The following is a 20,348-nucleotide window of genomic DNA, read 5'->3' on the forward strand; positions in this document are numbered from 1 at the left end:
CTAAGTGGACAATCTTTCGTAGTGTCATCCGGCCTGTTCGGCGGACGAACCTGGCCCTGACCAGCGGAAAGCTTAAGTTAGTGGCATTGCCGTATGGCCTGCCCTGCGGGCAGGCCATACGGGGAGAACACGAGGCCCCGCTTGTGTGCTCGCGCAGGCTTCTTGTTGCTGTGCTCGCGCAGGCTTTGGGCTGGTGGGTGGGGGTCTGGTCAGCCCAAGTTGAGGAAGGCGAGCACTGCTCGTACTCGGCGGTGTTCGGAGTTGCTGGGTTCGAGGCCCAGTTTGGCGAAGATGTTGCCCACGTGTTTTTCGACTGCGCCGTCCGAGACGACGAGTGATTTGGCGATCGCCGCGTTGGACAAACCCTGTGCCATGAGTCCCAGGACTTCGCGTTCCCGTTGGGTGAGTGTATCGACGGGGTTGCGCTTGCTGCGGACCATGAGTTGGGTGATTACCTCGTGGTCGATGCTGGTGCCGCCGTCGGCTACCCGGCGTACGGCCGCCACAAACTCAGAAACGTCGGCTACCCGCTCTTTCAGCAGGTAGCCGACGCCGCTTGCGCCGCCCGCGAGTAGTTCCACGGCGTAGCGCTCCTCCACGTACTGGGACAGCACCAGCACTGGCAGGTTCGGGATTCTCTTCCTGGCCTCGATGGCCGCGCGGAGGCCCTCGTCGGTGAACGTCGGGGGCATTCGCACGTCCACGATCGCCAGGTCCGGTTTGTGTTCGTCCACGGCTGCCAGCAAGGCGTCGCCGTCTTCCACCGCCGCGACGGTTTCGATGCCCTCGTCCGCGAGGAGGCGTTCCACGCCCACTCGGAGTAGGACCGAGTCCTCGGCGATCACCACGCGCACGGCAGCTCCGTCCGTATCACGGTCGGCCCCCCGATGGGGCTGACCACCACGACCACGCCGTCAATGGTCGCAGCACGGTCCGCCAAGCCCGCCAGGCCACCTCCCGGACGGATCGCCGCGCCGCCGTGGCCGTTGTCGGTCACCTCCACGACCACGGAGTTCTCCGTGCGGGTCACCCTGACGCCTGCCTGGGTGGCGCCGGCGTGCTTGGCGATGTTCGTCAAGGCCTCGGCGACGGTGAAGTACGCGGTGCTCTCCACCGCTGTCGGAGGGCGCGGCTCGACGTCGACGGAGACGTCCACGGGGATGGGGCACTTCGCCGCGAGGGACGACAGGGCCGCGTCCAGGCCCCGGTCGCCCAGGACCGACGGGTAGATGCCCCGGGCCAGGTCGCGCAGTTCGGAGATGGCGAGTTTCGCGTCGGCGTGGGCCTCGGCGATCAGTTCGGCCGCCGCTTCGGGGTCGGAGTCCATCTTGCTGCGGGCACGGCCCAGGCCCATGGCCACCGCGACGAGGCGTTGCTGTGCGCCGTCGTGCAGGTCGCGTTCGATGCGCCGGCGTTCGGCCTCCGCCGCTTCGACGCCACGGGCACGGGACGCGGTCAGGTGGTCCGCCTTGGCTTCCAGCACGCTGGTGCGGGACGGGCCGAGCAGGGTGCGCGCCAACGCCGCGTGGCCCCGGCCGGTGGCCTTGACCAGGGGCAGGACGATGAGACCGAGGGCGATGCCGAGCACGCTGACGGGGATGGCGCTGGTGAACGAGTCGATCAGCCACACCGTCTGGCCGAGCGTCACCTCGAAGTTGCTCGGCAGCCACTGGTAGTAGACCGGGAAGAACGTCAACGACAGCACAGCCGGCCACAGGGCCACCACCATCGCGAACTCGACGACGCCGAGCGGCAGCATCAGCATCCAGTAGCCGAAGTCACGCCACGTCGCCGGATCGGTCATCATCGCCTTGGTGCGGACGAACAGGCTGCCCTCCGGCAGGGGCCGGTACGGGCGCTCGATCTCCACGCCCAGCGTCACGCCCACCCACGCCCGCTCCACGGTCGCCGCGCTGCGTGCCAGCAGCAGCGTCAACGCCAGCAGCGGGAAACCGACCCACACCACCATCGTGCCGATGCTGACCGCCAGCAGCGGCACCAGCAGGCAGAACCAGAAGAGCCCGGTGACCAGGTTGAGCAGGAAGTACCCGCTGGTCCGTGCGATGTCCGGGTTGGCCCGCGCAGTCATGTTCCCCACCTTCACGCCCGATGTACCCGACCAGCATCACCCGGACGTGTGGCGGAAACCATCAGGTCGACCGGCGTCCGAGGGGTGGGGACAGCCCTACCAAGCCCGTCGAGCGTATTGGGAATGAACCTCGGTGCGGCACGCGTTATGCTGTGCGGACGCAAGACCCAGACCAGGGGGTGAACGGTTTCGACTTTGTGCGTTGATCCAAGGGAAGCGTGCCGGTGCAGGCGAGAGACCACCGTGAGCGTCATCGCAAACCAATAAGCGCCGAGTCTAACGACCAGCGCGCGTTCGCCCTCGCCGCCTGAGGCTAGGAGCGACGCTGTCGGCCCGGAGGAGCCTCCGCTCCGGTCGCCGGCATCAGCTAGGAGGCTCACCTCCGTTCCCGGTCACGGGGAACGGTTGGGACACCCACAGTGACTGGGCTCATCACGGCGACTTGTCCGCGTGATCGTCGGGGCCGAGTAGAGATTTAGCGGACTGCGCACGGAGAAGCCTTGGTGAGACGGCAGAGGACCCGGGTTCGATTCCCGGCACCTCCACCAGCGCGGCCCTACTTGAACCGTGGTCCGCAAGGACCACGCCAAGCAGGTCAGCGTCGGTCATGAGATCAAGAGCGGTCTCCTCCTTCGGGAGGAGGCCGCTCTTGGCGTTGGTGGCCGTGGTCGCGCCGACGTCGACCAGCCCGCCGACACCGTCCGTGAGGGTGTGACCCTCGATCACGCCCAGTCCCTCGTCAGGCTCGGCGTCGACGTGCAGCTTGCTGAAGATGACCTTGGTGATGGCTCGCTTCACGGCGTCGCTGCCACGGCGGTAGAAGCCCTGCGGGTCGGCAAGGAGCGTCAGAGCTGCCCCGAAGAAGCTTCGCCCGGCTTCCAGCTTGGTGGTGGTGTCGGACAGTTGGGCTTGGATCTCACCGCGCTCACGCTCGATCGCCGCGAGCTTGCCCTTGATCTTGGCCCGCGGCCAGTCCGGGTCGCCGAGGAGATCGAGCAGCCGGTCCTCTCGCGTGTCCAGCTCGTCCAGGCGAGCACCGAGGCGCTTCTTCAGGCCGCTCATGACGGCCTGTTCGCCGAGGAGTGCTTCATCGAGCTGACGTCGGACGGCCGCTTGGAAGCTGTCGCTGAGGCGGACTGTGCCCAGATGCGTGTCCACTGCGGCTTCGATCTTGGCGACGCCGAGGTACGGCAGGTCGCAGGTGTGCTTCTGCCGCCCTCGGCAGAAGAAGTAGAAGTAGACCCCGCCGTTGCCCTTGCCTCGCGTGATGACCATGCGGGAGCCGCAGCGGTGGCACCAGAGAAGACCCTTGAGCCAGTGGTGGTGCTGGCGTTGGCGGATGCCTCCGCCTCCCCGGAGCGTCAGCACGCGTTGGACGCGGTCGTAGGTCTCCTCGGTGATCAGTGCCTGGTGGCGGCCGGGGTACTCCTCGTCGTCGTGGGTGACGAAGCCGCAGTAGTAGCGGTCGGTCAGGATCTCGTAGAAGTGGCTGAGGGAGAGTGGCTTCGCTGGTGTGCGTCGGGTGCCGCGCGTCCGCAGGCCGGCGGCGTTGATCTGGCCGAGGACTTCCTGTGCGGTGTGCTGTCCGGTGGCGAAAAGTTCGATGCCCCTGGTGATGAGCGGGGCACGTTCGGGGTCGGGCGCGACGGTGCGGATCTCGCCGCCCTCGGGCTTGGGCTCCCGGACGTTGAGGTAGCCCAGGGGCGCCAGGCCGACCGAGCCGCCGTTCTTGACCTTTTGGCTCATCTTGTACTTGATGTCCGCGCCGCTGGCCTCGGACTGGTATTGGTCGACGGCGTGGATGATGGCTTCGACCATCGAACCTTCAGGGCTTTCGCCCATGTCGAGGACAGTGGAGATGATGCGCGTGCCGACCTTCTTGAGGTCGCGCTTGGTGATCCCGGCGTCGACGCCGTTGCGGAAGACGCGGTTGAAGTGGTAGACGATCACATAGTCGATATCTTTCTGGGTCTTGACCCAGGCGATCATCTCTTGGAAGGCGGGTCGCTTATCGATGCTGGTGGCGGTTCGCCCGGGTTCGACGAACTCTTTGACGATGTCCGCGCCCAGCGAATCGGCCTTGCGCTTGCCTGCTTCGCGCTGTGCGGGGATAGAGATGCCTTCGGGGTCGTAGTCGGTGTGCACCTGCCCTGGGGTGGAAACGCGCAGGTAGAGGGCGGCACGCTTACGTCCTACGGCGGACGCTTGACGTGCGACGTGGCGGTTGAGTGTTGTTTCGGTCATGATGTTCCTCCTTTAGGCTTCCTCTGTCGGTCGACGTCGTCGCCCACCGGCTTGGTTTGGTTCTTCTGCCTCTTCGGCAAGTTGGCGTCCGAGCATGATTACCAGTTGAACTATGAGGTCGGTATCGATCTGTTCGGCCTGTCGACCGTAGACTTTCACCTTCCATTCGGGTCGTTTCTTCGATGTCATGCATCGCGCCTCCTTATTTTCTCAATTTCGTACAGAAGTGCCAAGAGAGGTAATCCTGTCCTTATCTGTGGGAGTGCTGCTATTTCTACGGTGTGTTTAGGATTAAGGGCGACAGGCAGCAGCGATGTGTGCTGCCTGTCGCCTCTGGTGAGGTGGAGTGCCGTGGGCGAGCGGTTACCCCTCGGCTTCAGCCTTACGGTTCCTGCCGGTGGCCTTCGTCAGCGGCGTCACCTCTGCGCCGCCAAACAGGCCCTGGATAGCCCCACGTCGGGCAGCGGCCTCACGCTCGATGTCCTCCAGCGCCCGCCGGGCACGGTCGGCGAAGTCGGGCTCGCTCCGCTTGGCCTCGACGTAGTGCTCAACGGCACGTACAACCGCGTCGCCCAGGTTCAGCTCATCGAGCTGGGCAACCAGGGCGAACTGAGCGTGCAGTTCGCCGGGTAGGCGGACGCCGAGTGTCTTGACGCCGCCATTCCGGCCGCCGTTCGGATCGGTCATGGCCTGCTCTCCTTCCTCGGTGTGGTGTGACCGCTCATGTCCGCGTGAGTCGCGGGCGTGGATGAGCAGCCACAGGCCACCGAGGAGTGGCCGTAGGGAGTTTCAGCGCAGGAAGACGTGGATGCGGTCGTCGTGGCCGCGGACGACGTCCCAGCGTTCGACGGCGTCGGCGGCGAACCGGCCGTAGTCGATCGCGACGTACTTCCTTACCTGTGGGTCGATCACCTCGTCGAGGTGTTTGTCCCACTCCAGATCGGCTGCTACCTCGCGCACCCAGTCTTCGAGCGACGCGTAGCTGGCCAAGTAGAAGTCGCTGAACCTGTCCAGGCGGCCCAGGTCGTCCACGCCAGCGATGGTGGCCCAGACCGCGAACGGTGCGCCGTGCTCGCGGATGCCACGGGCGATGCGCGAGATGATCTCGGCGCTCTGGAATCCACTCATGTCGAGACCCGCGAAGTCCTTGTGCGCGCTGACCACCCACCGCTTCGCGCCGACGGTTGGCGAACTGCTCAGGAGGGCGGTGACATCGGCTTCGATGTCAGCTGCTGGCTGGTCAGCATCGACCCACAGGCTGTGGTAAATCCGGCGCTCAAGGCTCTCCAGGTCGGTGACGTACACCTGCGGCTCGTACCGGTGTTCCCGCTCACCGCTATTCGACGTTTCGCGCTGTTCGGTGTACTGCCGCTCGACGCTCAACCAGTACTGGCTCAACCACCCAAGCCACTCGGTGTGTACCTCGTTGACGGCCGGATCGGCGCGGAGACGCATGAGCTCCTGGTAGGCGACGCTTCCTGCCAGTTGACCTGTTTCGGCGTACAGGTCGAGGGCTGGCGTGGTGTCCGTGCGCACGACCTCGGCGATCAGGCGGGCGGTGTGCGGGTCGATCAGAAGATCGTCGTCGCCCATCATCGCGCCGATGATGCCGAGGTGGATGCGGTCGGTTGGGTTGAACTCGTAGATCTCGGGCCGCGACTCATGCTCGCGGCGTTCACCTCCTTCGAAGCTTGGTTGTCGTTCCATCTAGTTGTCCTCCTTTCGGTTACGTGGTTGCTTGCTGCGCCAGGCGTCGAGTCGCTCGTTCGCCAGCGCGGCGTAGGTGGGGTTCAGCTCACAGCCGAGCCAGTCGCGGCCGTGCTCCTCGGCGGCCAAACCGACCGTCCCGCTGCCCAGGAACGGGTCGAGCACTCGTCCGCGCCGCCAGGTTGTGTGACGGCAGGCTGCTTGGAGCGGCCCGGTGGCAAGCGCCCGCCCGTTGATCACCTGACGTGCCTTCCTCCACGGGAGGCCGCAGACGGTGCACACCCGCTCCGGACACGTACTGAGCAACGGACGGCGTACCAGCTCAGCGGGGAACGTGGCGAAATGGGCGCCCCGGAAGCTCGCGGTTCCAATTCGCCAGACATCGCCGGGGTTACGACCCAGCGGATGGCTTTCCTGGCCGCGTGCCTTCATGCCCGCGAGCCCTTGGTTGAGATCGATCCGCGGGGTGGTGCCAGCACCGAGGCTGGGTGCGGCATGCCGGGGCGGATAGCTTGGGCGTCCCTTGCGACCGCTGTGCGGTTTGGTGACAGCTGGCTCGCGGATCGCGTCGAGGTTGAAGTAGTAGTTCGACTGCTTCGTGAAGAAGTACAGGAACTCGTGCGTGGTGGTGAGCCGGTCGGTGACGGAGGACGGCATCGGGTTCGGCTTCGCCCACACCACCTGGTTGCGGAGCAGCCAGCCTGCCCGGGTCAGCCTGAAGGCGACCCGCTGAGGAGCCAGTAGCAGGCTCTTCTTGGCTGCACCGTCTCGTGGATGGCGAGCGAAGCTGTCGCCCAGGTTCAGCCAGAGGGCACCCGTCGGTGTGAGCACCCGGGTGAGCTGCTGGCACAGAGTCGCGATCTCGTCGGCCCACTCGTCCACGGTCGCCTCCGCGCCGATCTGACCGTCGTGCCCGTAGTTCCGTAGCGCCCAGTACGGCGGGCTCGTGATGACGCTGTCCACCGACGCTGCCGGCAGGTCATCAAGCAACGTGCGCGCGTCCCCGATGAGTACCTGGCCAAGCGGGAGTTCCTTCGAGGTGCTCATACACCGCCTCCTTCCGTCGGTAGATGGGTGAGAGCTGCTGTTGCCTCATGGGCCAGGCACACGGCGAAGAGGGCCTGGGCTTCGCGGGCGAGTCCGGCGACGACGCGCCGGATGGCCTCGGCACGGCCAGTCGTCGGCACGAGCCACCACACCCGCGGAAAGACACCGTGCTGGCGCTGCTCCTGCCCGCTGCGCCAATACGCCACGTAGACCGCCAGCTTCCGGGCGATCGTCGGCAACGACTCAGTCGCGAGATCCTGTTCGATGAACGCCAGCACCTCGACGTCGCCGATCCCAAGTCGCACGAAAGCGTCGGGTTTCAGGGTGATGGCTTCGCCGCCGAGCCCGCCGAAGCGGCGCCAGGCATCTGGCTCGCCCGCGAACTCCAGCAGTTCGTGCCCATCTCGGCGGCTGTGCTCCACCAGGTCGACGTACAGCTCGCTCACCGCGAGGATGTGGCTCTGGAAGGCGGGCTTCGTCTCGATAACCCGCCGATGACGGCGCTGCCGGTTGTGCACCACGTCGAGGACGGCGAAGCCCCAGCCGCTGAGGCCGATGACGAAGCCCTCGCTCCCAGATCGCATGCCGCCGACCCGGCGCTCCAAGCGCACGATGACGCCGAGATCGCTGAGCCGCCGCATGACGGCTCGTGCCTTGCGTGCTTGGGTGACCGGATCGCCATCGGCGAAGTGGAGACGACGGAGTTGCTTGCCGGTAAGGAGTCGCAGCCGGTCAAGATCACCGAGGATGGCGATGTCGCGCTGAGAGAGGCGGTCGAGGAGCCGGACGGCTCGTCCCCGCGCACTCACCAACTGCCTCCGCGTGGGGCGAAGTGTCGTTGACGCGAGATGAGGGTTTGTCGTGGCCAAGCGGCTGTGAGGTTGCTTCGAGAGGTAGGGCGAGCGGTAGGTGCTGTGTCCGTCATGGGTTCCTCCGTTTCCGTACTCCGATCTGGTCGGTTGATGGCTTGTCACCGTCGCCGCGCCACCGCTGCGTGAGGTAGGCGTCGATCTCTTCTGGGGCGGTGCCGAAGCGCTCGCTGATCTCCCGTCGCGCTGTCTCCACGTCCTCGGTGGCTTCCGGCAGCGGCTGCGTGTTCACGACGAACGGGTCGCTGACTGCGCCGTTCGTCAGCACTTGGGCGGCGGCGTGGTAGGCGGGGAGCCGCATTAGGTCGTCCGGTGAGACGCCGTCGCCGAGGACGCTGGCAAGTTCCTTGGCGTCGGCGCGGGCTGGACGCCAGACGAGGCGGGAGCGGGCGTTGGCGAGGACTGCGGCGCGGAGGTTAGGCGTTAACTGGGGCAGCAGTTGGTGGGCCAGAGTGAAGCCCGTTCGCATGCCGCGAGCGGTCGCGAGCATGTCGCTGAAGTCCATACCGGCCACGAAGGTCTGCCACTCGTCAACGACGACAGACACGGGGCGGCGGTCGGCGGCTGGGCGGATGGTTTGTCGTTGGATGGTTTCCCGGAGCTGTCCCAAGAGGAGGGCACCAAGCAGCCGAGCGGTTTCTGGGCCTACAACGCCGGTGTTGAGGCTGACGAGCACGATGTGCTGCTGCTCATAGAGGTCGTCGAGACGTAGGGCGGGGTTGGGTGCGCCGAGAAGCTGGCGGATCGGGCCACGCGCGGTCCACGCCCTCGTCTTGTTGAGGATCGGCATGACGACGCGCGAGCGCTCCAACTCCGACAGCTGATCGAACCAAGCTGCCCACGGCGCGATGGTGAGCGGGTCGCTTACCTGGGCCAGCACCCGGCGGCGGAAGCCACCGTTCGTAAGGATCAAGGGGACGTCGGTGAGCGTGCCGTCCTCCAAGCGCGCGGCCATGATGAGGGCGTGGAGCAGCACGTCGGATGAACGCGGGCCGAGGGCCGTGCCGAAGATGTCGCGGAAGAGACCAAGCAGCGAGTCGGCTCGCCGCTCGGCGTCCGCCCGCGGTCCGGCGAGCGGGTTGAAGCCCGTGACGGCGCCGGGCGACCCCGGCTCGATGAGGCGGACGTTGGCGCGAAGGCTTGCTGGAAGCCGGGCCAGGAGGTCATTTACAAGATCACCTTTTGGTTCGATGAGGAAAATCGAGTGCCCGGCGGCGATGTCCTTCAGCAGCCAACGGGCGAGCGTCGTGGACTTTCCGGCCCCGGTCGGCGCGATCACGTGCGTATGGCTCGCAATGCTTGAGGCGGGAACCCGCACACTCATGCTTCCGCTGCTCGGATGCACGCTCACGCCGACGATCCGGTCGGTAGTGGTCTCGGCTTCAGCCGCCGGAACGAGCAGCGACTTGGGCGGCGGGTTCAGCGCGAAGCCGCGTCCCGGCACCCTGGTGCCTTCCACCGGCCACGCCAGCAGCGCGGCGAGCTCCGCCGCGTTCACGACCGTGCTCCAGGTGCGCTGTTTGCCAACGACACCAAGGAGTTGCTTCGCGACGTGCCGCGACTGCCAGGTGCCGCCGAGGTGGGTATGCGTCCCGGAGGCGAGCGCGAGAACGCTCATCACGGGCCCGATGAGCTGGCTCGCACGGTGCAGGTCAGCGGCAATCGCACCGACACGTCCGCGGACGCCGTAGAGCGGCTCGGCGCTCTTCTCCTTCCAGGCGGTCTGCTCGCCACTGGCTGGTTTCGGCGTGGCCACGATGCCGAGGGCTTCGAGCGGGGCGAAGGTTGACGGCGGCGCGGTACGGGTGTGGCTTGGCCCGATGCCCCACTGGAGAACAAGGGCTTCGTCTGTACCGAGCCGGTGCCGGAGGCCAAGGAGTCCGGCAGAGAGCGCCCCTGCCGTGTCGAGGCGGAGGGGAAAGGCGGCACTGGACGCCCGTACCTCACGGGCGGTCGTCGGCAGACGGCGCGGCGAATCTCGGAGCGACGTCAGCGACAGACCGGGGAGTTGCACTCCAAGGTCGCCGAAGAAGTGGCGGCCGAGCTGCTCGTCGGCACCGATCAGCCAGCGTGCAGTGTCCCTGGTGAGCCACAGCTCGAACACCACGGCCGGCTGCTGCTGCCGGAGGCCGAACCGCGGTCGACCGGCAAGCGCCCGCACCAGCCCGGTGAGCTGCTTGAGGCTGAGTTGATCAGGAGGGATGGCTTCGCGCCAGAGCATTTCAGCCATGAGGGGCCTCCTTCCCGGTGTCTCTGTTGGCTGGTTTCGGGGCAGACGGCTGCCGCGACGGGCGGCTGCTCGTGGGTTCCTGCTGGGAGCGGACGAGGGCGATGACCGCCCGAGCCAATTTCCGAACGGCGGGGTGTGCGTGTGGCTGTGATGTAATAACTACATTGGATTCCGAGTCTGGCTCGGGCATTGGTCACCTCCTTGTCGAATGAACTCGGAACGAGGAAGCGTGCGCATCTTGAACGACGCCCGGCTTGACGGAGCAAGGCGGTATATGCGTAAATAGAAGGCAGCCCTCGTTACAAGGCGTTTGGTATATGGACGGCTAGCGCGTCATGGCTTTGACGCTGCGAAGTGACATTCCGCAGGTTGTGTCAGCTTGGAGGCGCTAGCTTTTCGTCCAGTCCTTATTATCTCTAACTGTCGCCGGGTTTCATACCCGGTTTGCTGATTTGACAACACCGATCGGCAGGCCGTGACCTCTGGGGGTGCGTCGTTGGTTCGTGCGCTTCCAGGCCCTGTGGAGCGCGGCTTCAAGCTGCCTGCACCACTCGTCCGCCTCATGGATGGCGTTGTTTTCTTCGTGCTTGCCAACAAGGCGCTTCCGGCTTCGTCTGGGCATAGGTCTCCTGTCTGTGCAATTATTCGAGTCTTTCTTTAACTGTGTTTGGTCACTTGTGGCCGCAGCGGAACATGAGGACGTAGACAAGCGCTACGCCGAGGAGCGGTACCGCGATAGCCACCAGTTCGGCGATGACGTCGAGCGCCAGCATGACGGCGAGCGAGAGCAGCGCGAGCCCGATCGCAAGGCCAACAAGGCGTCCGGCGAGCGGCGGACGCGGCCCGTCGCCTCCGGAGGGGAGGAGGAATTTCATGGCGTCTCCTCCACCCAGCTTCCGGGCCGGTGCCGCACCAGGCTCCGAAACAATGCCCGCGCTACGGCGCCTGGCTGGGCCTCGTGTGTCACGGACGTGACGGTGATGCGCTCATCGAACAAGCCAGGCGACGCAAGGCCGCCGAGCACCACGGCGTGGACGTCGCCGGGGAACGCCGCCAGTTCAAGGAGCGCCGCAGTGGGATCGGCGTCCAGGAGGGCGAAGTCCGACAGTACGACGAGCGTTGTCTCGTGGTTGGCGTACGACCGCGCCAACTCAGCGGCCTGACGGAGGCCCGGCAGCAGTTCGCTTGAGCCGTATACCTGGTGCGGGACACGGAGACCGCGCCCAAGCCGCTGCACGCCGAGACGAGTCAGCGGTGTCGGCGGGACATCGGCGTCGGTCGGGGTGTCGAAGTGGAGGACGGCTCCACGCTCGCGGCGCGAGGCGCGGCGGGCGACCACACCGAAGGCTTCGCGCATCTCGGCGTACCGGTTCGCCAGTGGATCTGCACCGCCGGTGGTGGTCACCGAGCCGGAGTTGTCGGCGAGCGCGATAACCAGCGTTGGCACCGGTGACGGCTCACCAGGGTCACCCAGGGCGAAGCCGATTTGGCGCTGAGGGGTGCCCGGAGGCGAGACCGAGGCCACGCCTCCGACCAGTGACGGCGCCAGCAGCGTGCTCGGTTGGAGCCGCGGCAGCCGCTTCACGAGCCCTCACCCCGCCGTGCCCGCCACCCGATAGGCCCGCACGTCTCGCCGACCGCGTAGCCGTGGCCGAGTACATGCGGATTCCGACGCTGCACCCGCCAGCCCAGCGACTCCACGCGCCTGGCGGCGGCGTTGCCGCGGTGAGCGGCTTCCCGCGTGAGCGAGTCCGCCGTCTCGTCGGACGTCGCCCTGGTGGTGAACACCGGCGAGGCGGCCAAGCTGAGGTAGTGCTTCTCGGCTTGGCGGACGCGCTTTGCCATAGATGCAAGGAGATCGGCTACCTCGTCGGCTGCCGCGTAGCCAAGCAGCCCCGACCCGATTGCGGTGGCGGCGGCCAAGAGGCCGAACGTCAGCCCGGCCACCGGGCCCTCGATACTGCTCCTGAGCGCGAAGATGCCCACGCCGATGAGCGCAACCACGAGCACCGACAAGAGCCCGATGAGCTTCACGATGGGCGTGCCGTCGTCGGTGGTGATGAACAAGCGGCGGTAGCGCTGCTCGTCCTCAGTGAGATCGTCCGGGTCGCGGCGGCGAGCCTTCGCCATTCGGATGTCGCGGAGTTCGGAGCCAATAAGCCCAGCGCACGCAGCGGCCACACCGGACGCAAGCGCTTGCCAGAACGCGATGAACACGATGTCGCCCAGCACAACCGCGGCTGACCAGACTCCGGCTGCGTCACCTGCAACTAAGAGGGGCCAACAGACGAGGTACCGCAGCTTTTCGCCCGGAGCCCGCCGAACGTACGGCCCGAGCACTTTGGCCGCGTCCTGGTAGGCCGCTTGGGTTTCCTTCAGCTCCGCAGCACGTTCGCCGAGCGCCAGCGCAAAGCCTTCAACGTGCTGGTCGACGCCGCGTGCCTTCGCCCGATGCGGCCGGGCGCTTCGTTCTCCTTCGGCTGACCAGCTGGCTTCCTGCTCGTCGGCCAGGGCCGCGTGCTCCAGCTCGGCGTACGTCGTGCCCACTGCGGAGGGACGAGCGAGGGCGCTGGCGTCAGCCAGCCGGGGAAGCGTGACGGCATCAGCTTCGCGTTTCCAGCTGTCCACGGGTTCGCCGCTTCCGCGCGGCGGCAACAGCTCGCTGGTCACGCGCGTCACCGGCCCGCTTCGGCGTAGTCCGACACCGAGGTGCACGTCGCGGCGGATGCCTTGGCGCAGAGCGCGTTGTAGTAGTGCACCAAACCTTCGACGATGGCTGAGGGCGGCGCGCCCTTGGCGATGCGGCCGAGCCCGGCCACGGTCACCGATGCCCCGGCGAGGTTGGGCATAGCTACCCGGTCGGCGAGCACCTTCGCCTCGTCTGCGGAGAGTGCCTTCGCGGCCAGGTCGACCGAGACATTTTGAAAGCCGTCCGTCAGGATGACGAGGTTGAGCGCGGAGTTGCCGCCGAGTTGCTGCTTCCACTCTGAGGCGAGGCGGTACTGGGCCGTGATGTCGCTGGCGCCCTGTGGAAGTGAGGCCATGGCCGATCTGTAGCCGGAACGCACGGTGTCCATGACGCCCTTTACCGTCTCGGGCACGCGGCGGAGGCGGGCGTTGTCCGTAGCTCCCAGCTGCTTGAGGTCGCCGTCGAACAGTACGGTCGTGGCGGCGCTCGATGCCGAGAAGACCAGCACTCGCAGGTGGCCAGAGCAGACGGCCGTGCGCGTGGCGATGGACTCGACGGCGGTGATGCGCTCCGCGGTGATGGCGTCGCTGGCGCTGGAGCCCGTGCCGTCGATCTCCACCAGGGAGGCGGGCGGCTTGGCCGGGTCGCAGGTGGTGAGGAGCTGCTGATTGGCGGTGAAGTCGGCGTGGGAGGAGGGGCCGTCGCCGCAGGCGGAGAGCAAGATTGCTGCGGTGAGCGTGGCGACCAGGGGAACGGTCGTGTGCCTGCGGCCGACGCAGCGTGCGAATACGTTGTTGACCTTCATATGTGTTCTCCTTCTCGTGAGGTGGAGAGAAGGAGCCGGGGCTAGCGAGCGCCAGCCCCGGCTCCTTACTAGGAACTACGAGGACTGGCCGCCCTGATCTCGGTGGCGCTTCGGCTTGTGCTTCTTGTTCTCCGCGCGACGCTTGCTGCGCTCGTGCTTGGCGTCGTCGGTGGTCGGCAGGATGGGCTCGTCGTTTCCGGCGCAGAGCGCCTTGGTGAGCTGCTCCAGTTCGCGCTCCTGGCCAGCGAGGTGGTCGCGTTCGCTTTTGCGAATAACCTTGGTGTAGCGGTTGCGTGGCATCAACTCTCTCCTTTCTCTTGTGGTGCGAGATTGCTCGAGACGCCTGTCGATATTTGGAATGCAAGTGCGGGGGCGTGGGGGATTTGGGCAGACTTGTCCTGTGGTACAAATTGCGATACGTAGGCGAGTGGCCCATGAAAGCGTCCGTATGAAGTGGCGACCTAGTCGCGATCTGTGTCTGCCGAAAAATGTCCGTTCGCTGTATCGAAAACCGTTCCAATGATTGTCTGTGCTGTTCGGGACGCGCCCGTGTGAGTACCTCATCTATTTAGGTACTGCATACGTACAGGAAAATTCGGTTAAGAAGCTTCCTTGCTATTGAGTCCTTGAGGAGCCCGGCATCATGTCGACTCTGTGTCCGGCCGTGCGGACAAGTACAACTAGACACCAGGCGGCACCAGAATCATGTCTAGTGGCCACTGGCCACCTTGTGGCCACCGCGTTGCGGCAGGTCAAAGCGGTAGTGGCCACTTGAGCGATGCTTTTGGGAACGATTGGCCAGAAATCGCTGTGATGTGTAGTTGCATCCGGTTCGCCGCAAGGCATGGGGGCGGACGCTGGTAGGTCAGCGTGGGTTGCGACTCACCGACCGCTGGACTTCCCCGGAGGGTCGCTCGTAGTGTCGCGTGGATCCGGGTAGCCGAAGAACTCCTCGAAGGTGATATCGAACAGCTTCGGGCGCGATGCGTTGTATCTGTCCATCTCTTCTATTTCCGTTTCTGTCGGATTGGCGGGATCGCGGGCGAAGCTCTCTATTGACTCCTCGTCGAGCAAGCTTGCATTCTTAATACCTTCGAACTCGCGAAGTTGCTCTGGCGTTGGATATTGTTGATGATTGGAGTCGATTTGCAGCTCTCGGTTTGCGCCTCCACTGGCTTTGGGCATTTTTTCGTTCATTGTGAATATCTCCTCTGCTTCAACTTATAACACTTCCGTAAACGCAAGTCGAGATGATTTAATGTACGATAAGATGAGCGACGGGCCAGTTTCGGGCGCGCTGGAAAGAGGTGGGATGGTTACTGAGATCGAGATCGAAAAACGAAAGTCTGAGTTGCGGCAGAGTTTGCGGGCACTTGCCGAACGTCAAGGAGTGCATAGGGAGGACTTGCTAGAAATTCTGGAAAGCAAAGCCCGGCCTCTGCGTCAGGTATGGCCCATGGGTGAGGTGTACGAAATTGGTACGGCGCGCAAAGTTGTCCGAGCGAATCTGGTGGCGGTCATCGAGCAACTTTCGCCCCGAAGTTCGCGCCAGCAGCTTGCCGCGCGTGAACGCGAAGCCCAGTACAGGTACGCACTTCTCGTAACTTTCAATCTGACCGAGATTGAAGATCTGAAATCGATGACCCTTGAGGAGCGCAGGAGGTGGTTGGCCGAGGCTGATCGTGGTATCCGTCGGATCGCTATCCGGACGAGCCGTCGGGATTTTGGAAATGCCCTCGATCAAATGGCAGAAATACTAACGTCTTCTACCTATTGGCCGCGTGAGGAGCGTGACGTAGATCCAGCGTCAAATCAGATGGCCACGTATGTGCCTGATACTGCGAGCCAGTCGGTATCTCTACGGCTATACGGTGGCGCAGATATCGTTCACCGGCCCGAGCTTGTACGTCAAATAAATGCGCTTGTCGAGCAAGGGGCGCGACTAATCGCATTAGTTGGCCTGCCTGGCATGGGGAAAACAGCCTTGGCTAAGGTGTTAGCGCCTGGTGCCCCGTTCATTCATTTTGAGGACGGCGAACCGTGGCGCGAGCATCTCAGTGCTGCTGTTTTGCGCCACCACCCTGAGGTGGGGCATGCCGGACTTGATTCGGCAGCCCTGCTGGCGGTCTTAATGCACGGTAGACGCGAGAATCCGTTTCTCGTCCTAGATAATCTGCAAAGCTCTGAAGAGCTGAACAAGCTAGTACCGCACGATGCAGCCGCAGTCGTAATTGCAACGTGTCGGCAATCGGGTGAAGGCGCTCCGCTCTGGTGTCATGAAATTCTCGTCGACGTTATGACGAAAGACGAAGCATCTCAATTCGCTCGTCAGCTTGTCCCGTCACTTTCTGTTGACGCTGTGACATCCGTTGTCAATACCCTTGGTAGGTACCCGCTGGCTATCGAGGTCGCTTGTAGCCTCGCAAGGTCATCTGGAGTGCCTATTCAGGAAATATGTGAAGATTTGATTGAAGGGGACTACGACCTTAAGGTGAAATCTCATGACACGCTACGTGCTGTACTTGCGCGCACGGTCGCAAGGTTGCGTCAAGAGAATTCATCGGTCGTGTATTTGCTGGCACATATTGCCTCGTGTGGGCATCTGGTGCGGTTTGGTGCGATCAAGGAGTTGCGCTTCTTTGTAGATGAGGTATTTGCCGGGGAAATAGGTGGGGCCAACTTTGCCGCAGGTCTCGAAGAGCTTCAACGACTTGCGCTTATAAAGTACGAAGAGGATCCAATTGTCGCAGACATGAGGGCCATTCCATCGTACAATCAACGTGCTGTTGATCTGATGAAGAATCTATACTACTTCAACATGCATTCACTAGTTGGCCGTCTTCTGCGCGATAGTTTGCGCGACGAAATTATTGCGATTAACTCTCTGATTTTTATGCGCGCATACGACCTTCTTGGAGAGATTGCCGACCTGGGGGAGCGCGATCCAGAAGCGCTGTGGAATGATATCGATCTAACGTCACGATTGAGCCAGTTGAGTGCGATGTTGCATGGAGTCGAAATTCCTCTTGAGGTGGATGTTTCTGAAGAGTATCAAGCGCTTGCTCAGGACTGGATTCCAGATCTCTTTCGGCTGGCCTTGGAGTATATGTACGAGGAGATATATGAGAGGCAGGAAGGGGACGAGCGCGATATTGTCATTATACGGGCTCACTGGTTGGCTGAGCACCTCAGTGCGAAGTATGCCGATCAGTTGGCGAAGGAGGCCGAGTACATCGACGGCTGGCCCTCGGATCCTCGGTACTCGACGAGGCATCAAGGTTAGATCGGACTGGTTTCCAGTTTGACGGTGTGTCGTCGTTTCAGCTTTGTTTAATGAGTTTATGTGACTTGGGAATGATATGCTGCACGGATGTTCCCCGACCTCCGCAAAACCCCGACTGACTCCATGGTCTCCCGCGTCAAGAAGGCATTGGATGCAGACGTCGACTCCCAGTCCGAAGTCCGCAAACGCCGCTCCCTCGGCTACGCCACTACCCGCGGAACCTGGGTGCGCATCGAAGTCAAAGACCTGGCGCGGATGAACGGCCAGGGCTGGGGCCTCGAAGATGCCGTCGTCCTTGAGGGCGTGGCCATGCCCGCCTGGCTGCAAGGCGTCTCCTGGATCGACCACGACCTCGGCGTCATGTGGCGCGCCGACGAAACCGAGCTCATCACGGACACGCCCATCAAGGCCGGGGGCACCCTGAAGCAGAACCCCAACCTGTCCGAGTCGTGGTGGGAGGCGTTCCGAGGCTCCATGCAAGCCCTCGCTGCCCACACGACGACCCGAACCGCCACCCCGCATCTCCACCCGGTCACCCAAGAACGGATCACCACCACCATCCACAAGCTGTTCCCAGCTGTGGATGCCACCGTCAGCGAGTGGCGAGCCGCCCACGCCGATCTCGCCTGGGCCAACCTGACGGCTCCAAGCTGCTACTTCTTCGACTGGGAAGATTGGGGCATTGCACCCCGCGGCTGGGACGCCGCCAACCTATGGGCCTCGTCCTTCGCCGTGCCCGAGCTGGCCGAGCGCGTCTTCGAGGAGCTGCAAGGCGACTTGAACAGCCGGACGGGCAAGCTCGCGCAGCTCTACCACTGCGCCGAGATTCTGAGCTACCCGCCCGGCTACGCCGACGAGCTCGTGCCGCTGGCTCGTGAGAACGCCGACCGGCTGCTCAGCGACCTTCGCTCGTGACCATGTCCTCGTAGCCAGCGGCCAGCTCCGGCGTCACTGCGGCGCAAATGCCCTCTTCGACCAAGACCTCGGCGAGCATCGCCGCGTCGACGCCGGTCTCGGCCGCTACCTCCGGGATGACCACCGGCCTCCCGCTGAGCAGCAGCTGGAGCGCCGGAAGTGCGGCCTTGCCGAACTCGATCCGCCGGGCGGCTGCCGCGAGCACCACCGTGTCGTCCAACTCTTCGAGGTGCGGGGCGAACTCCGTCACGCAGACCACCGCCGTGAGCGAACCGAACACCCCGTGCGTGGCGATGTGCCTGCTCGGCGGAATCTCCCGTTCGCGGGCGGCCAGGAAGTCGTCGATGCTCGTCGTCGCGGACAGCTTCACCGCACCGTCGGTAAGAGCGAACTGCTGTTCACCGCGGAAGCGCACCGAGTCCCAGCGGGCGAGGTCGTGCCGGAACACTTCGCTGCGCCGCGACTGGTCGGCCAGCCAGGTGAAGTAATCCACGCCGGTGCGCTGGGGGAAGCCGAACGTCAGGTGCAAGCTGAACCCATCGCCTCGGTCTTCCCGCGTGGCCTGGTGCCAGTAGCCACGTGGAATGTGCATGACGTCGCCGGGTTGCATGGTGCCCTTCCAGACGATCTCCTCCGGCGGCTCCACGTTCGGCCCGGCGTCGCGGTACATCGGCGCCGGGCGCGTAAGACCCCGGACTTCCCATGACTTCTGCCCGGCCACCTGCACGATGAGCACGTCGTGGTCGTCCCAGTGCAGGTTGAACCCGGCCGCATCCCCGGTGGTGAGGTAGGTGTTGACCTGCACCAGCTCGTGCGTCCACCACTGGAGAGCCCGGCAGGCGACTTCGAGCGTCGGGTCGTAGATGTTGACCCCGTCGAGCACCAGCGTGGCGCCCTCCTGGATGAGCCGTCCCAGCCGCTCCATGTCGACCATCGGGACGCCCTCGGAGCGTCGGACGGGCCTCGTCGAGATGAAGGCGTTCGGGTGCAGGTCGCGGCCACCTTGCAAGATGCGCAGGCGGGAGGCCGCGAGGCTCCTGCGCATGATGATGTCCAGCAACTTCTCGGGCGTGAGCAGCTTGGAGCCGAAGTCCGGGTCGGGTAGCGCGCCGCGGGCGAACTCTCGACCGAGGAGTCCCGGCCCCATCCAGCCCAGAGCGTCCTCGATGCCGCGAACCAACGGGTGATCCAACACGTGGGTGTCCTCATCTCTTCATGACAGAAGGGGCTCCGCGGTGTAGCCAGGTGCGGAGCCCCTTCTGCTTCGGGTGGGTGTACATGAAGGAGCGGTCTTACGGCTTACGGATCACGGGTCTCACCCGAGTCACCGACAGCGCCGTCCGACGCCTGCAGCTCCGTGCGGTTCTGGACGATCGGGGTGCGCTCGACCTGCACCACCAGTCCCAGTTCGGACTCATCCACGTGAATCACCTCCTCTCGTAGGTGTGCGTGATCGACCCCTCCAAAGGCGAAGGGGTTGGCTTGAGGGTTGGGCGCAACTCCGGCGGAGCCGGAAGCCGTTGTCCCGGCGGCAGGAGCAGCGCCCCCGCGATATCGCCGAGACGACCGCTGACGCGCACCAAGGCTGCGGGCGGCGCGAACGGCGCGTCGCTGCTAAAGGTGTTCTGTACTCGTGCGTGTGCGGCGTGGTACAGCTCCTGGCCGCCCGGCCACACCTGGACGACGTCGACCACGCCGCCCGGAACGACGCGGTGAAGATGCAGCCCGCTGAAGACGCCGTCGCCGTCGAGCAGCGGCAAAGCAGCGAAGCGCGCTTCATGCAGCAGTTGCCGCACGAGGTCGTCCTCGAACATGGGCGCTACCACCACACCGACGTGTCGTCCGTGTGCTGGCTCATGACCACGATCTGCGCCTGAGTCTGCGAGATCCGGAGCGCCAGCACCATGAGCGCCTGCTTCGAGCGGGACAAGTGGTCTTCGCTGGGTACGACGAAGCCGAACGTCTCTGGCATGGCGAGCACGTCGAGGAGGCCACCAAGGCCAGGCCGCTGCACCGTGTCGCCAAGCGGCCCTCGGTCAACGAACACATTGGCGAGCAGGAGGCCACGAGTGCGGCAAAAGTGCCGGATCTCCCGCTGCCAGGCCACGATCTCCAACTCGTCCGGCTGCTCGGCCAGCAAGTAGCCGTAGACGACCTTGGACGACTCCACCTGGAGGACGGGCTTCTCGTTCTTGGCGGGCAGCATGGCTCTAGAACCCCTCCCTCAGCCGGTACGCACGGCGCACGTGGTCGCAGGGCCACACCACGCGGCACCGCGGGCAGGTGCCCTCGACATCGACGTGCAGCAGGAAGGCGATCACCGTCAGGTAGTAGAGGGTGGCCGGTTCTGGAACGTCCGCCGTGGACACGGCGCTCTCGCCGAGGATGTCCTTGCCCTGCAGAGGGATCACTGCCGCCAAGTCGGTCATGGGGATCGCCACCTGCTCCTGCTCGGCGTTTGGTCGTGGTG

Annotated in this window: 19 protein-coding genes, 1 other RNA gene and 1 pseudogene; 3 read left to right on the plus strand and 18 right to left on the minus strand. The window is 64.6% G+C overall.

The annotated features are described in order from the left end of the window. Nucleotides 1-209: 209 nt before the first annotated feature. Together ACQPZF_RS05545 and ACQPZF_RS05550 are read right to left on the minus strand one after the other, a co-directional pair. On the minus strand, nucleotides 210-854 hold the full coding sequence (locus ACQPZF_RS05545) for a response regulator transcription factor (RefSeq protein WP_433268934.1): 645 nt from the start codon (nucleotides 852-854) through the stop codon (nucleotides 210-212). Next, nucleotides 842-2,089, minus strand: coding sequence for a sensor histidine kinase (locus tag ACQPZF_RS05550; protein WP_433268936.1), 1,248 nt, complete (start codon nucleotides 2,087-2,089; stop codon nucleotides 842-844). Before ACQPZF_RS05550 ends, ACQPZF_RS05545 begins: the two co-directional genes overlap by 13 nt. 175 nt (nucleotides 2,090-2,264) lie before the next feature. Here ACQPZF_RS05550 and ssrA point away from each other — a divergent pair. Then, nucleotides 2,265-2,637, plus strand: a transfer-messenger RNA (tmRNA) gene (ssrA, locus tag ACQPZF_RS05555). A 658-nt stretch (nucleotides 2,638-3,295) separates the two neighbouring features. On the opposite strand, the pseudogene ACQPZF_RS05560 reads toward ssrA, so the two are convergent. The 11 genes and pseudogenes from ACQPZF_RS05560 to ACQPZF_RS05610 all read right to left on the minus strand — a co-directional run. Then, nucleotides 3,296-4,333: pseudogene (locus ACQPZF_RS05560) on the minus strand (recombinase family protein); the annotation flags it as partial. Between the two features lie 789 nt (nucleotides 4,334-5,122). Then, nucleotides 5,123-6,040, minus strand: coding sequence for an antirestriction protein ArdA (locus ACQPZF_RS05565; RefSeq protein ID WP_433268938.1), 918 nt, complete (start codon nucleotides 6,038-6,040; stop codon nucleotides 5,123-5,125). Next, nucleotides 6,041-7,087, minus strand: coding sequence for a DNA-methyltransferase (locus tag ACQPZF_RS05570; RefSeq protein ID WP_433268940.1), 1,047 nt, complete (start codon nucleotides 7,085-7,087; stop codon nucleotides 6,041-6,043). Next, nucleotides 7,084-7,896 (minus strand): replication-relaxation family protein, encoded by an 813-nt coding sequence (locus tag ACQPZF_RS05575; RefSeq protein WP_433268942.1) that lies wholly within the window; start codon nucleotides 7,894-7,896, stop codon nucleotides 7,084-7,086. The genes ACQPZF_RS05570 and ACQPZF_RS05575 overlap by 4 nt, the downstream gene beginning before the upstream one ends. Nucleotides 7,897-8,008: 112 nt before the next feature. Further along, nucleotides 8,009-10,186, minus strand: coding sequence for a type IV secretory system conjugative DNA transfer family protein (locus tag ACQPZF_RS05580; RefSeq protein WP_433268943.1), 2,178 nt, complete (start codon nucleotides 10,184-10,186; stop codon nucleotides 8,009-8,011). A 671-nt stretch (nucleotides 10,187-10,857) separates the two neighbouring features. Next, entirely contained in the window at nucleotides 10,858-11,061 is a 204-nt protein-coding gene (locus tag ACQPZF_RS05585) for a hypothetical protein (protein ID WP_433268945.1), read from the minus strand. After that, the gene (locus tag ACQPZF_RS05590; protein WP_433268947.1) at nucleotides 11,058-11,771 is read right to left on the minus strand and encodes a hypothetical protein; all 714 of its coding nucleotides are present in this window, start codon (nucleotides 11,769-11,771) and stop codon (nucleotides 11,058-11,060) included. The genes ACQPZF_RS05585 and ACQPZF_RS05590 overlap by 4 nt, the downstream gene beginning before the upstream one ends. After that, complete coding sequence (locus tag ACQPZF_RS05595) at nucleotides 11,768-12,856, minus strand: hypothetical protein (RefSeq protein WP_433268949.1); 1,089 nt, start codon at nucleotides 12,854-12,856, stop codon at nucleotides 11,768-11,770. Before ACQPZF_RS05595 ends, ACQPZF_RS05590 begins: the two co-directional genes overlap by 4 nt. Nucleotides 12,857-12,861: 5 nt before the next feature. After that, entirely contained in the window at nucleotides 12,862-13,680 is an 819-nt protein-coding gene (locus ACQPZF_RS05600; protein WP_433268950.1) for a hypothetical protein, read from the minus strand. Between the two features lie 75 nt (nucleotides 13,681-13,755). Beyond that, nucleotides 13,756-13,980, minus strand: a complete 225-nt coding sequence (locus ACQPZF_RS05605) for a hypothetical protein (protein ID WP_433268952.1) — start codon at nucleotides 13,978-13,980, stop codon at nucleotides 13,756-13,758. A gap of 582 nt (nucleotides 13,981-14,562) precedes the next feature. Beyond that, a complete protein-coding gene (locus tag ACQPZF_RS05610; RefSeq protein WP_433268954.1) occupies nucleotides 14,563-14,877 on the minus strand; it encodes a hypothetical protein in 315 nt (104 codons plus the stop codon). Nucleotides 14,878-14,950: 73 nt separating this feature from the next. Between ACQPZF_RS05610 and ACQPZF_RS05615 the strand changes: the two genes are divergently transcribed. Continuing rightward, the gene (locus tag ACQPZF_RS05615) at nucleotides 14,951-16,963 is read left to right on the plus strand and encodes a hypothetical protein (RefSeq protein ID WP_433268956.1); all 2,013 of its coding nucleotides are present in this window, start codon (nucleotides 14,951-14,953) and stop codon (nucleotides 16,961-16,963) included. 87 nt (nucleotides 16,964-17,050) lie between these two features. Continuing rightward, nucleotides 17,051-17,878: a phosphotransferase gene (locus ACQPZF_RS05620; RefSeq protein ID WP_433268958.1), complete on the plus strand. Its 828-nt coding sequence runs from the start codon at nucleotides 17,051-17,053 to the stop codon at nucleotides 17,876-17,878. Here the strand turns inward: ACQPZF_RS05620 and ACQPZF_RS05625 are convergent. The 5 genes from ACQPZF_RS05625 to ACQPZF_RS05645 form a co-directional block, all read right to left on the minus strand. Next, nucleotides 17,859-19,073, minus strand: coding sequence for a JmjC domain-containing protein (locus tag ACQPZF_RS05625; RefSeq protein ID WP_433268960.1), 1,215 nt, complete (start codon nucleotides 19,071-19,073; stop codon nucleotides 17,859-17,861). The two genes, ACQPZF_RS05620 and ACQPZF_RS05625, sit on opposite strands and share 20 nt — an antisense overlap. Before the next feature lie 104 nt (nucleotides 19,074-19,177). Continuing rightward, a complete protein-coding gene (locus ACQPZF_RS05630) occupies nucleotides 19,178-19,300 on the minus strand; it encodes a hypothetical protein (RefSeq protein WP_433268962.1) in 123 nt (40 codons plus the stop codon). A 5-nt stretch (nucleotides 19,301-19,305) separates the two neighbouring features. Further along, nucleotides 19,306-19,692 carry a hypothetical protein gene (locus ACQPZF_RS05635; protein ID WP_433268964.1) on the minus strand — a complete coding sequence of 129 codons (387 nt, stop codon included), beginning with the start codon at nucleotides 19,690-19,692 and terminating at the stop codon, nucleotides 19,306-19,308. A gap of 5 nt (nucleotides 19,693-19,697) precedes the next feature. Continuing rightward, nucleotides 19,698-20,084 (minus strand): recombinase family protein, encoded by a 387-nt coding sequence (locus tag ACQPZF_RS05640; protein WP_433268966.1) that lies wholly within the window; start codon nucleotides 20,082-20,084, stop codon nucleotides 19,698-19,700. 4 nt (nucleotides 20,085-20,088) lie between these two features. Continuing rightward, nucleotides 20,089-20,307, minus strand: coding sequence for a hypothetical protein (locus ACQPZF_RS05645; RefSeq protein WP_433268968.1), 219 nt, complete (start codon nucleotides 20,305-20,307; stop codon nucleotides 20,089-20,091). Nucleotides 20,308-20,348: the final 41 nt, after the last annotated feature.

This window comes from Actinosynnema sp. CS-041913, from assembly GCF_050942485.1.
Lineage (GTDB): Bacteria > Actinomycetota > Actinomycetes > Mycobacteriales > Pseudonocardiaceae > Actinosynnema.

What these genes read in the sequence shown, in the direction of transcription:
- ACQPZF_RS05635 (WP_433268964.1), bottom strand. Translation starts at nt 19,692, where the DNA reads ATGTTCGAGGACGACCTCGTGCGGCAACTGCTGCATGAAGCGCGCTTC.
- ACQPZF_RS05565 (WP_433268938.1), bottom strand. Translation starts at nt 6,040, where the DNA reads ATGGAACGACAACCAAGCTTCGAAGGAGGTGAACGCCGCGAGCATGAG.
- ACQPZF_RS05605 (WP_433268952.1), bottom strand. Translation starts at nt 13,980, where the DNA reads ATGCCACGCAACCGCTACACCAAGGTTATTCGCAAAAGCGAACGCGAC.
- ACQPZF_RS05580 (WP_433268943.1), bottom strand. Translation starts at nt 10,186, where the DNA reads ATGGCTGAAATGCTCTGGCGCGAAGCCATCCCTCCTGATCAACTCAGC.
- ACQPZF_RS05610 (WP_433268954.1), bottom strand. Translation starts at nt 14,877, where the DNA reads ATGAACGAAAAAATGCCCAAAGCCAGTGGAGGCGCAAACCGAGAGCTG.
- ACQPZF_RS05570 (WP_433268940.1), bottom strand. Translation starts at nt 7,087, where the DNA reads ATGAGCACCTCGAAGGAACTCCCGCTTGGCCAGGTACTCATCGGGGAC.
- ACQPZF_RS05645 (WP_433268968.1), bottom strand. Translation starts at nt 20,307, where the DNA reads ATGACCGACTTGGCGGCAGTGATCCCTCTGCAGGGCAAGGACATCCTC.
- ACQPZF_RS05640 (WP_433268966.1), bottom strand. Translation starts at nt 20,084, where the DNA reads ATGCTGCCCGCCAAGAACGAGAAGCCCGTCCTCCAGGTGGAGTCGTCC.
- ACQPZF_RS05615 (WP_433268956.1), top strand. Translation starts at nt 14,951, where the DNA reads ATGAGCGACGGGCCAGTTTCGGGCGCGCTGGAAAGAGGTGGGATGGTT.
- ACQPZF_RS05550 (WP_433268936.1), bottom strand. Translation starts at nt 2,089, where the DNA reads ATGACTGCGCGGGCCAACCCGGACATCGCACGGACCAGCGGGTACTTC.
- ACQPZF_RS05585 (WP_433268945.1), bottom strand. Translation starts at nt 11,061, where the DNA reads ATGAAATTCCTCCTCCCCTCCGGAGGCGACGGGCCGCGTCCGCCGCTC.
- ACQPZF_RS05600 (WP_433268950.1), bottom strand. Translation starts at nt 13,680, where the DNA reads ATGAAGGTCAACAACGTATTCGCACGCTGCGTCGGCCGCAGGCACACG.
- ACQPZF_RS05620 (WP_433268958.1), top strand. Translation starts at nt 17,051, where the DNA reads ATGTTCCCCGACCTCCGCAAAACCCCGACTGACTCCATGGTCTCCCGC.